Raw genomic sequence first — 11,430 nt, forward strand, 5'->3', positions numbered from 1 at the left:
CTATAATTACCTCAAAGGAGGTGAATTATATGCAAAGAACAACATTTGATTATTTAGTAATCATAATTCCGATAGCAATATCGGTAATATCAGTAATTATTTCTACTGTAAATTTATTTTTAACAAAGAAATCCATATACAATGCTACAAAACCTGTTGTTACACCTTACATCGAAATTATAAATGGTTTATCATTTCAGAGAAATCTAGCAATTAAGAATTTTGGTAAAACACCAGCAAGGATAACCAATTTAAAATTTCATTCTGAACTAGATGAGTTCAATGAAAAATTTAAAATGAAATCTGTAATTGGTTCATTTATAGCACCAGGTCAAAAATTCTCAACAAATATTTCAGATTCATTTGAAGGCGATATTATCCTAACGCTAGAATATATAGATTCTTTTGGTAAAGTTACTACAGTTAATGAAACACTTAAAACTGATTTTCCAAAAAATTTATTTTATTCTTCAGGTGCTCATCCTACTAATAAACCATTAGAAACAGCTATTAGAGAAGCTGCAATTACGCTTGTTAATAACTTTAAATGATCTCTTGAACTACAGATTCTTTAACTAGAAAATCTGTAGTTCTTTCTAATATAAGTTTAGCTTTCCAATAAGGTAAGTTATGTTTTGCTAATAGATTGATTATCTCTTTTCGAATCGGTTCTTCATCTCTTGATAAAAAAACATCATCAGTTTCTATTTCTTTATATTCAATCGAAATAATTTTTTCGCTTAGATCAGTTGTTATCTTTTTTGAAATATTCATAATGGTCTCCTTTCTTCTAAGATAACAAATCAAGTTAAAGTTGATTTAACTCTTAAAAAAATATATCATCAGGATTAACTTTTAATATTTTACAAATTTTTCGGAAATCAAACAAATTAATATTTTTCCCATCGCCCTTTTCCCAATTAATAATGGTACTTTCACTTTTTCCCATTAATTTTGCTAGTTCTTTTTGAGTTAACCCCACATTAACCCTTGCCGCTTTTAAGCTGAGTTTCAATGTCACTTTCTCACCTTCTTTCTTAACTTTGTATCTCAATTATAAATCAACTTTAACTTGATGTCAAGTATTTTTTTCAAAAAAACTTGATTTCTTTATTTTTTAACTTGAAAATTTTCAAGTTAAAGTTTATAATAAGTAATAAGAAAGGAGTTTTTAATATGAATAGCATAAAAGAAATATTCCAAACTAATCTTAAAAGATTGCTAAAAGAAAATAATAAAACCCAACTTGATTTGGCTAAAGCAATCGGTGTTAGTAATACTACTATTAACAACTACGTAAAAGGATATAACACTCCTAGAATGGATAAGGTCGATAAAATTTGTAAATACTTTAGAATTAACCGTAGCGACCTTATAGGTCATAATGAAGACTTAATTGAAGAAAAAACAAAACCCCACCCCAAGGGAATAAAAATACCCGTCCTCGGAGTAGTTCCCGCGGGAATACCAATAGAAGCAATAGAAGATATAATAGATTATGAAGAAATTCCATACTCATGGAAAAATCAAGGTGAATTTTTCGGTCTAAGGATAAGCGGGGATAGTATGCTGCCAGATATTACCGATAACGATATTGTGATAGTGCGACAGCAATCGACAGCAGACAACGGAGATACGGTAATAGCACTTGTTAATGGTGATGACGCCACTTGTAAAAGGTTGCAACGGCAAACCAACGGAATAATGCTAATACCTAATAACAGTAGTTATCCTACTTATTTTTACTCAAATGAAGAAATAGAAAATCTTCCGGTAAAGATAGTAGGTAAAGTAGTTGAATTAAGAAGAAAATTTTAAAGGAGATATATTATGGAAAAATTTACTGAACAATTAAAGGGCTTATCTAATAGGATAGAAAATTTAAAAGATACTATAAATACTGAAGAGGCGACAAAGACCGCATTGATTATGCCCTTTTTTCAAATATTAGGATACGATGTATTTAACCCTCTTGAATTTACCCCAGAATTTACCGCAGATGTAGGGATTAAAAAAGGCGAGAAAGTCGATTATGCTATTCTATACGGAGAAAATCCTATTATCTTAATAGAATGTAAATCAGTTAATGAAAAATTAGATAATCATGACTCGCAATTATTCAGATATTTTGTAACAACATCTTCAAAATTTGGGATACTAACCAACGGCATTGAATATAGATTTTATACCGATTTAGACGAGCAAAATAAAATGGATAGCACACCATTTTTGCAATTTAATTTGCTAGAATTAAAAGAAAATCATATTATAGAAATCTTCAAGTTTACAAAAGATAATTTCGAAATATCGAAAATTTCTAAAACAGCTTACGAGTTGAAGTATGTGAACTCTTTAAAAGATTACTTAACTCAACAATGGAATGAACCATCTGAATTGTTCGTAAAGTATTTATTAAATGAAATATATGATGGTGTAAAAACTAAACAAGTTATTGAACGGTTTACTCCTATTGTTAAAAAAACATTTAGAACTTTCATAAATGAACAAGTAAATAATAAATTAAATGCGGCATTAAATACTACTGTTAATACTAAGCACGATGAACACGAAGAAAATATTGACAATATTAATAACGATGTCGAAATTATAACTACTCCTGAAGAATTAGAAGCGTACGCTATCGCAAAAGTATTGTTAAAAGATACTATTGATGTTAATAGAGTATTTTACCGCGACAATCAATCCTATTTTAATATTTTATTAGATGATAATATAAGAAAATGGATAGTAAGAATATATATGAATAGAAGCCGAAAATATATAGAATTAAACAATGGTAAAAAAGAAAAAATTGAAATATCAATACCTATGGATTTAACCAAATATAAAAATGAATTAATAGAGGTTGTTAAACAGTTTTTATAAATTAAAACGAAAAAACTCCCCCGCCCCGCCAAGAGTAAGAGAGTTTTTTTACCAATAGGATTATTTAAAATATCCTGAGATAATTGTGTATGTGTATGATATATACACCAAACTACACTATAAGTATATCATACACATCTACTCAAATCAAGAAAGGGTGTGTATTATGAATAAAAGAGCAGCGATTTACGCCCGTGTGTCAACTCAAGAGCAAGCCGATAATGGCAATTCTATTGATATTCAGATAGAAAAATTAACGGCTTATGCTAAATTGCACGATTATAAAATTGTTGATACTTATATCGACGCTGGAGTTTCAGGGGCTAAATTTAACCGTCCAGAACTTGACAGATTGAAATTAGATGTAGACAAAATAGATATAGTATTAATTTATAAATTAGACAGACTTTCACGTTCTATAAAGGATACTATGCTATTGATTGAAGATTTGTTTAAACCGAATAATATTGACTTAGTTAGTATTAGCGAAAATTTCGATACTTCACAAGCAATAGGAATGGCTACTGTTGGTATGTTATCAACATTCGCCCAACTAGAACGTGACACTATTCGGGATAGAATGATAGCAGGCAAAATTCAATCGGTGAAAAATGGTAACTATATCAATCACCCGCCTTTTGGTTATAAAAAAGTAAATGGTAAATTGGTGAAAGACGAAAGAACGAGAGAATGCATTGAGTTTATTTTCAAAAAATTACTAGATGGATATAGTACTAGTCACATAGCAAAAATATTAGAATTTCATAAGTATAGTGAATTAAAAAAATCATTTTGGCATTTTAATACGGTTAATAAAATTGCTAGGCAAAAAGTATATTGTGGTCACACTTTGTTAATGAATATAGAAGTCAAGAATACTCACGAGTCTTATATTACTGATGAGGAACACGACAAAATAGTAAGTATGCTGGAAGAAAGAAATTGTTATAAAAGTAAAGGGAAAAATAAAAGCTATTATGCGTTATTCAGAGGACTTATATCATGCCCTACGTGCCATAGAAGATTAGCTGTATCAAGGCAAAAAATCAAAGGGGAATATAAAAATCATTATAGATGTATATATTGTAAAAGATCAGGTAAATTTGCTCCTACTATATCAGAAAAAAAGGTGTTGGATAAATTAATAGATTACTTGAATAATTATTCGTTTGATGTTGGAGTTGAAAACAAAAATCAAAATAAGACTATTGTAATAAATTATGATAAAGAATTAGATATTATTACTAAAAAACGCTCTAAAATACAACGTGCTTGGTTAAATGATTTAATTTCAGATGATGAGTTAGAAAAATATCAAAATGAGTTAGATAATGCTTTAAATGATATTAATAAAATGAAAAAACAACAAGAAGATGCTATAAAAAGAAAAAATAATAAAATAAAATTTGAAAATATTCTATTGAATTTTAATAAAGTATGGGAAGTTTTAAATTATGAAGAAAGGACAGAATTTCTCAACACATTTATAATATCAATACATTATGAATGTTCAAAAATTAAAAAATTCAAATCAAGAACATTGATAGAACTAGGTATTACAGAAATAAATTTTAAATAGAACTACTACATAAGCGTTTCTATAAGCGTAAATCCTTCCTTCTTTTTTAATCTATTTTTCAATATTAATAACTTGTTCATTAGTTCCTCCCTTTATTTTAATGAACTTGCCATATTAAATATCGGCAATAAAATTACCATATACAATCCAATAATCACAACTGCTAAAATTGTAAATAATATTGGTTGAATTTTTTTTAAACTTTTATCCAATGATACTAAAAATGTATCTAACATTAAATCACTAAATAACTTTAGTTCCTTATCTATTAACCCGTTACTCTTACCATGCAAAACAAATTTTCCAATAGATTTTTCGAAGTGTTTTATATTTGAAATCGCAATTTCAAAATTAGTCCCCTTATCTAACTCATCTAAAATACTTTTTGAAAATAAAGTCAAATAATAATCATAATTTTCTTCCATCATAACTTCTAAAGCCGTTTTTAAAGAAAAATCGGAAGTTAAAAATAAACTAAGTTCTAACGAAAATTTATATGAAAAATATAATTTTGAGTAATCTTTAATTTTGGGAATATACAATAAAGATCCTAAAAATAGTTTAGGTTTATGTTTCATTGTATAATACAAATACCCTAAAATAAAAAGAAATATAATAAAAATAACTGAAATAATTTTTGGAATATAATATAAAAATTTAATAAGAATAATAGTTTGAAAATCCATTTTTATGTTTGATGAAGTATAAATATTTTCAAACTGCGGAATTACCAGCGAATTAAATACTAATATTAATAGTATTAAAGAAATTGTTAAAAATAGCGGATACCTTAATGTTTTTATTACTTTTTCTTGTTGTGATTTTCGTATTTCTAAATATGTCGTTATCTCAACTAGCATACTTTCTATTTGACCATAATTTTCAGCAAATTTCATTTTGCTTATAATTAGCTGTGAATATCCAAGATACCTTAGTATATCAGATAATTTTTTCCCGTTTGAGAGTTGAGTTTTAATCTTTTTTATTTCATCGCTTGAAACCTCATATTGAATTAGTAAAAATTCTAATGAGTCTTCTAACATATAACCATGTTCTATAAGTTCATATAATCTTTTTATAAAATAAATTTTATTATCTTTATCTAATAATTTTTTAATATCCCCATTTTTCTTTTTCTTCAAAAGTTATAAATCCTTTCTCTAAAGCTAAATTAAATTTATATGATAAAGTATGGTTATTTATTTTATTATAAGTGATATAATCTTTTACATCTTCTTTTTTCAATATTTCGGTAACAAGTCCTCGTTCACCGGTTGTGAGAGTTACTAACCTTTGCGAAACAATACAAAGTACAGTTTGTCTAATGTCCTCTAATGATAGTCCTAAATCTTTTAATCTATTGATAACACCGATTGAATCTTCAGCATGAATGGTACTAACTACTAAATGTCCTGAAAACGAGAATGTTATTACTTCGCTCGCCGTTTTGTAATCACGTATCTCCCCTATTATAATTGCATCGGGATCACAACGTAAAATAGATTTTAAAGCATTGTCGTAATTAATACCTGCTTTATCATTAATTTGCATTTGCACCAAACTTTGAATATTTTTTTCTACAGGATCTTCTACAGTAATAACTTGTCTATTGTCCTTCGCTATCTCACTAGCTAATTTATAAAGTGACGTTGATTTTCCGCTTCCTGTTGGTCCCGAAAAAAGAATTAATCCGTAGTTTTTCTTCGCCAAATTAGTAATAAAATCTCTATCCGGCTCAAAAATACTATAGTCAACATCTTCCACTTCATTAATAAAAATTCTCACTACACAACCTTCCGTTAATTCATTAAGAGGCAATGTTGATACCCTAAGGTAATAACTCTTGCCGTTAAATTCATAAACAAACCTACCACTTTGTGGTTCTTTATTTTTTGAAATATCTATATTTGCATTAAATTTTAATAATGAAATTATCCCTTCTAACTCCCCATTTGTATACTCTTCATATTTACTTAGATTGCCTTTTATCCTAAGTTTTATAAAGGAATTACCTGATACATGTGGATAAATATGAATATCACTGGCTTTTATTTTTATAGCATACTCTATAATTTTTATCATTTTATCTTTAATATCGATATATATCACCTTCTTCTTTGTTTACAAGAAAAAGAAAATATAGACTAAGTGTACACCTAGCCTATATCTAAAAAACTATTAATTTAATATACTACATATAACTCCATATAGCCTAAGTAATTTGAATTTTTCACAGATTCAAGTTCCTAGAAAAAGAGTAACCCCTAAATCTTCTTAAAACCTCTTCTACTAATTTACAATCTTCATTGTCTAATGCCTTTATCATATCAATTACTTCAAAGTGAGTATCAGCTAACTTCGAACGAGCCTCTGTTTCTGTTTTATAGCCAACCAATTCGTCTATAGAAATATTATACAATTTCGCAATAGATACTAAAGTGGCTACATTAGGTTCGTTTCTACCGTACTCCCAATTAGCATAAACACCATGAGAAGATAACTCTAACTTATGTGCAACAGCAGACATAGAATAATTATTCATTTTTCGAAGTTTCTTTAAATTTTGTGCCAGTAATGTTCCGTTATTCTTCAAAGTAATCCTCCTTTCTCATCTATTAACATTATACTCTTTTCCCTATAAAAAATCAAATTAAATTATAAATTATTTATATTTTTTCTTATGACAATGAAAATTTTTTCGTTTTAATTACATTTGTTTTTTTCAGAAAAACGCTAATAAATTGAATACGTCAACCTTTTATTAAAATAAAAGTAACATTTATGGAAACGTTGCTTTCAAATTATTCCGGTTTTTCTACGGTTAATATTTTTATATTTTTCAACAAATTAGTATAAACATAATTTGCCGCTATTAAACCTGCCACCGATGGACAAAACGCATTAGATGCCGGTGGAATTTTTGATTTTCTTATATCTGAATCTTGTTTACCTATTTTTATTAAGTATTCCTTATTGGCGACAGTTGGGCTTTCTGTAGAATATACAACAGGAATTTTCCCTTTTATTCTTTTTTTCTTTAACGTTGTTCTTATTACCTTAGCCAACGGACAAACTGTTGTTTTACTAATATCAGCTATTTTAAACTTCGTCGGATCCATCTTATTAGCAGATCCCATGACACTTATCATCGGTATTTTATTTTTTAAACAATATTGTATTAAATGCAATTTAAAAGTTACTGTATCACAAGCATCAATAACAAAATCTAACTTTCTTTCATAAAATTTATGATATGTATCTTCTTTATAAAAATCACGAATTGCTATTACTTCACATTTCGGGTTTATATCCAAAATACGTTTTTTCATTTCTTCTACCTTACTTACCCCCAGCGTTTTAGTCGTTGCATGTATTTGTCTATTAATATTGGTAATATCAATATCATCTTTATCCATAATAACTAACGTTCCAACTCCCGAGCGAGCTAACGATTCAGCAGCGAAAGAACCTACCCCTCCTATTCCTAAAATTCCCACTCTACTATTTTTTAATATTTCTAACCCCTCATCACCTATTACCAACTCATTTCTAGAAAATTGATGTAACATTCTATACCTCATTTATTTATTATCTTACGCCTAACAAAAAAGACTGGAAACAAAACGAAACCAGTCACAAAACCAGAGTACCGTAGATTATCACCTAAATTGGTCCTGATATAATCAGGTGGGTACGATAGCTTTATCTTCTAAAGTCTTCAACTAAAGGAAGCATTTTATACTGATAAGAGATTCTCATTCCCTTTTAAAAAGTGTTAGGCCCGAATGCATAGTGAGTCATACATGCACTCCAGTTATATACTTATATTTTACCACAAGTATCTTGAGAAGACAATATCAAAATATTTTCAATTCTTCACATTTTATCCTCGTTTATTAAGTTACAACATATTACCTAAGTTTCCATAATTTTTTTTAAAGAAAAATATATTTTTAATATTTTTTATTTTATATTCAATTTTTTTATTAACATAACCATAGCTATAACATTTTTTTCAGAAATTTACCGGTATAACTTTGTTTATTTTCAATTAACTGTTCCGGCGTACATTCGGCAAGGATTGTTCCCCCACCAATACCACCTTCCGGTCCTAAGTCGATTAAATAATCACAACACTTAATTACATCAAGGTTATGCTCAATAACTATAACAGTATTACCTCCATCAACCAGTTTATCAATAATTTTTATCAATCTGCTAATATCATCAATATGTAATCCGGTGGTTGGCTCATCTAATATATATAAAGTTTTACCTGTAGATTTTTTGTATAATTCACTAGCTAATTTTACCCTTTGAGCTTCTCCTCCTGAAAGTGTCGTTGCACTTTGTCCTAAACGAATATAATCAAGTCCGACATTAACAAGTGTTTCCAGTTTATTTTTAATCTTAGGTATATTTTCAAAAAATTCATATGCCTCTCTTATTGTCATATTCAATACATCACTTATACTTTTACCTTTATATTTTATCTCCAGTGTTTCTCTGTTATAGCGACTACCATTACATACTTCACATGGTACATAAACATCCGGTAAAAAGTGCATTTCTATTTTTAATATACCATCACCGGTACACGCTTCACAACGTCCGCCCTTAACATTAAAACTAAAACGTCCTTTTTTGTATCCACGTAATTTTGCTTCATTGGTACTTGCATATAAATCTCTTATATCATCAAAAACACCGGTATAAGTAGCAGGATTACTTCTTGGTGTTCTTCCTATTGGGCTTTGGTCTATATCAATTATTTTATCTATGTTTTTTTCGACCCCTTCTACTGATTTAACCACTGTCGTATCTATCTCTTCTTTATTTAAAATACTTTTAACAGAATTAAATAGTATCTCATTAACTAATGTTGATTTACCGCTCCCGGAAACTCCGGTTACTCCGATAAATTTACCCAATGGAAATTTTACAGATATATCTTTTAAATTATTCTTTCTAGCTTTTTTGACGGTAATAAATTCATTATTCCCTTCTCTTCTTTTTTTCGGGATTTCTATTTTCTTTCTTCCCGATAAATATGCACCTGTAATAGATTTTGGATTAGCCATTATTTCTTGTGGGGTTCCTACTGCTACAACTTCTCCGCCGTTTTCGCCGGCTTTTGGTCCAATATCAACAATATAATCACACGCTAACATAGTATCTTCATCATGTTCAACTACTAAAACTGTATTCCCTAAATCACGCATTGATAACATCGTATTTATTAGTTTTTCATTATCTCGTTGATGCAGTCCGATAGACGGCTCGTCTAAAATATAAGTAACACCCATTAATTTTGAACCTATTTGAGTTGCTAATCGAATACGTTGTGCCTCTCCGCCGGACAGTGTTCCGGAAGCTCGATTTAATGTTAGATAATCCAATCCTACGTCGTTAAGGAATTGCAATCGTGCCCTAATTTCTTTTAATACCAGTTTTGCAATAGTATAATCTTTTTCACTTAATTGAATAGTATTAAAAAATTCATAACTTTCTTTAATAGACATTTCGCATATTTCAGCAATATTTTTTTTAGCAACATACACTGATAAGATTTCCGGCTTCAATCTTTGTCCTTTACAACTGGTACACAAATCTTCTTTTATATATTTTGACATTGCTTCTCGTGTTGCTTTTGTCATACCTGATTTGTAACGACGAAATATATTATTGGCAACACCCTCATAATATATTATACGAGAACGCTTAACTCCCTCATCGTTGATATAAGTATGAGTAATTTCTTCTTTATCATTTCCATACAAAATAATCTCTTGTTTTTCTTTTGGTAACCGGTTAAACGGAATAGTCATATCAATTTCGAAATGTTTACACACACATTGTATCAAACTCGGATAATATGTACTTGTGGCGTTATTATAAACGACTATTGCACCATTTTCTATTGACAAATCTTTCTTTATAACTTTATTTGCATCAACAGTTTCATGTATTCCAAGACCATCACATGACGGGCAAGCACCTTGGGGATTATTAAATGAAAATATTCTCGGTTCCAGTTCTCCAAGTGCAAAATCACAAAATTTACAACTATGCTTTGTCGAATAAAGTTGTGTTGCATTTTCTCTTACATCATCTATCTCTACTAAATCATTATTAGAAAGATTTAATGATGTTTCAAGAGAATCAGCCAATCTAGTTTCTATTCCTTCTTTTATTACCAATCTATCAATAATTACACTAATGGAATGTTTTTTATTTTTATCAAGTTCGGGGATTTCATCTACTTCATAATTTTCTCCATCTATCTTAAAACGTATATACCCATCCTTAGCTAACTTTCCTATTATTTTTTTATGTGTCCCCTTTTTTTCTTTCACTATAGGTGATACTATTTGTATTCTGCTTTTTTCCGGCATTGCCATAACGGAATCAACGATTTGACTAATGGAACTACTTTCAATTTTAATATGATGATTTGGACAATAAATTTCTCCTATACGTGCGTATAAAAGACGAAGATAATCATAAATTTCTGTAACTGTTGCAACTGTTGAACGTGGATTTTTTGATGTTGTTTTTTGATTAATTGAAATTGCCGGCGATAAACCCTCAATCAAATCGACATCCGGTTTTTCAATATTTCCCAAAAATTGTCGTGCATATGCACTAAGACTTTCAACATAACGACGTTGCCCTTCTGCATAAATTGTATCAAATGCCAACGAACTTTTCCCACTTCCACTAAGTCCTGTTATAACAACAAATTTATCTCTCGGTATTTCTAAATCAATATTTTTTAAATTATTCTCTCTTGCACCCTGTATTACTATCTTATTTTTTCTTTGCATTGTTTACCTCGAATACTAATTATTATCGACCGTAAAATTTAGTTTCTTCGAAAACAGTCAACTATATAATTATATCATAAATACATAGTTAGGACTAAGAAACTTATTTATATATTATTTTACAAATATTCTAGCAAT

At 28.9% G+C, this 11,430-nt stretch carries 11 protein-coding genes and 1 other RNA gene; 4 read left to right on the forward strand and 8 right to left on the reverse strand.

Annotated features, from left to right (window positions below; all coding sequences use genetic code 11):
- Nucleotides 1-551, forward strand: a 551-nt coding sequence (locus HMPREF1983_RS07605) for a hypothetical protein (RefSeq protein ID WP_021753611.1), incomplete at its 5' end; no start/stop codon positions are given.
- Here HMPREF1983_RS07605 and HMPREF1983_RS06975 read toward each other — a convergent pair.
- Together HMPREF1983_RS06975 and HMPREF1983_RS06980 are read right to left on the reverse strand one after the other, a co-directional pair.
- Nucleotides 544-774, reverse strand: a complete 231-nt coding sequence (locus HMPREF1983_RS06975; protein ID WP_021753612.1) for a hypothetical protein — start codon at nucleotides 772-774, stop codon at nucleotides 544-546. The genes HMPREF1983_RS07605 and HMPREF1983_RS06975 overlap by 8 nt on opposite strands.
- A gap of 52 nt (nucleotides 775-826) precedes the next feature.
- Complete coding sequence (locus tag HMPREF1983_RS06980) at nucleotides 827-1,021, reverse strand: helix-turn-helix transcriptional regulator (RefSeq protein WP_040461276.1); 195 nt, start codon at nucleotides 1,019-1,021, stop codon at nucleotides 827-829.
- A 155-nt stretch (nucleotides 1,022-1,176) separates the two neighbouring features.
- On the opposite strand from HMPREF1983_RS06980, the gene HMPREF1983_RS06985 reads away from it, so the two are divergent.
- From HMPREF1983_RS06985 to HMPREF1983_RS06995, 3 genes are all read left to right on the forward strand, one after another.
- Nucleotides 1,177-1,818: a LexA family protein gene (locus HMPREF1983_RS06985; protein ID WP_040461279.1), complete on the forward strand. Its 642-nt coding sequence runs from the start codon at nucleotides 1,177-1,179 to the stop codon at nucleotides 1,816-1,818.
- A 12-nt stretch (nucleotides 1,819-1,830) separates the two neighbouring features.
- Nucleotides 1,831-2,886 (forward strand): type I restriction endonuclease, encoded by a 1,056-nt coding sequence (locus HMPREF1983_RS06990; RefSeq protein WP_021753615.1) that lies wholly within the window; start codon nucleotides 1,831-1,833, stop codon nucleotides 2,884-2,886.
- Between the two features lie 166 nt (nucleotides 2,887-3,052).
- Nucleotides 3,053-4,465, forward strand: a complete 1,413-nt coding sequence (locus HMPREF1983_RS06995) for a recombinase family protein (RefSeq protein WP_021753616.1) — start codon at nucleotides 3,053-3,055, stop codon at nucleotides 4,463-4,465.
- A 92-nt stretch (nucleotides 4,466-4,557) separates the two neighbouring features.
- Here HMPREF1983_RS06995 and comGB read toward each other — a convergent pair whose 3' ends face one another.
- From comGB to uvrA, 6 genes are all read right to left on the reverse strand, one after another.
- Nucleotides 4,558-5,607 carry a competence type IV pilus assembly protein ComGB gene (gene comGB / locus HMPREF1983_RS07000; RefSeq protein ID WP_021753617.1) on the reverse strand — a complete coding sequence of 350 codons (1,050 nt, stop codon included), beginning with the start codon at nucleotides 5,605-5,607 and terminating at the stop codon, nucleotides 4,558-4,560.
- Nucleotides 5,579-6,574 (reverse strand): competence type IV pilus ATPase ComGA, encoded by a 996-nt coding sequence (gene comGA, locus HMPREF1983_RS07005; protein ID WP_021753618.1) that lies wholly within the window; start codon nucleotides 6,572-6,574, stop codon nucleotides 5,579-5,581. Before comGA ends, comGB begins: the two co-directional genes overlap by 29 nt.
- A 121-nt stretch (nucleotides 6,575-6,695) precedes the next feature.
- A complete protein-coding gene (locus HMPREF1983_RS07010; RefSeq protein WP_021753619.1) occupies nucleotides 6,696-7,058 on the reverse strand; it encodes a helix-turn-helix domain-containing protein in 363 nt (120 codons plus the stop codon).
- 208 nt (nucleotides 7,059-7,266) lie between these two features.
- Nucleotides 7,267-8,034, reverse strand: a complete 768-nt coding sequence (locus tag HMPREF1983_RS07015) for a tRNA threonylcarbamoyladenosine dehydratase (RefSeq protein ID WP_021753620.1) — start codon at nucleotides 8,032-8,034, stop codon at nucleotides 7,267-7,269.
- Nucleotides 8,035-8,099: 65 nt separating this feature from the next.
- Nucleotides 8,100-8,285, reverse strand: a non-coding RNA gene (ssrS, locus tag HMPREF1983_RS07745) — 6S RNA.
- A gap of 181 nt (nucleotides 8,286-8,466) precedes the next feature.
- Complete coding sequence (gene uvrA, locus HMPREF1983_RS07020; RefSeq protein WP_021753621.1) at nucleotides 8,467-11,292, reverse strand: excinuclease ABC subunit UvrA; 2,826 nt, start codon at nucleotides 11,290-11,292, stop codon at nucleotides 8,467-8,469.
- Nucleotides 11,293-11,430 lie beyond the last annotated feature (138 nt).

Source organism: Gemella bergeri ATCC 700627, from assembly GCF_000469465.1.
Classification (GTDB): domain Bacteria; phylum Bacillota; class Bacilli; order Staphylococcales; family Gemellaceae; genus Gemella; species Gemella bergeri.

Bases quoted from the DNA above. Each gene is read 5' to 3' on its own strand.
- HMPREF1983_RS06975 (WP_021753612.1), bottom strand. From the start codon at position 774: ATGAATATTTCAAAAAAGATAACAACTGATCTAAGCGAAAAAATTATT.
- HMPREF1983_RS06985 (WP_040461279.1), top strand. From the start codon at position 1,177: ATGAATAGCATAAAAGAAATATTCCAAACTAATCTTAAAAGATTGCTA.
- HMPREF1983_RS06990 (WP_021753615.1), top strand. From the start codon at position 1,831: ATGGAAAAATTTACTGAACAATTAAAGGGCTTATCTAATAGGATAGAA.
- HMPREF1983_RS06995 (WP_021753616.1), top strand. From the start codon at position 3,053: ATGAATAAAAGAGCAGCGATTTACGCCCGTGTGTCAACTCAAGAGCAA.
- HMPREF1983_RS07015 (WP_021753620.1), bottom strand. From the start codon at position 8,034: ATGTTACATCAATTTTCTAGAAATGAGTTGGTAATAGGTGATGAGGGG.
- uvrA (WP_021753621.1), bottom strand. From the start codon at position 11,292: ATGCAAAGAAAAAATAAGATAGTAATACAGGGTGCAAGAGAGAATAAT.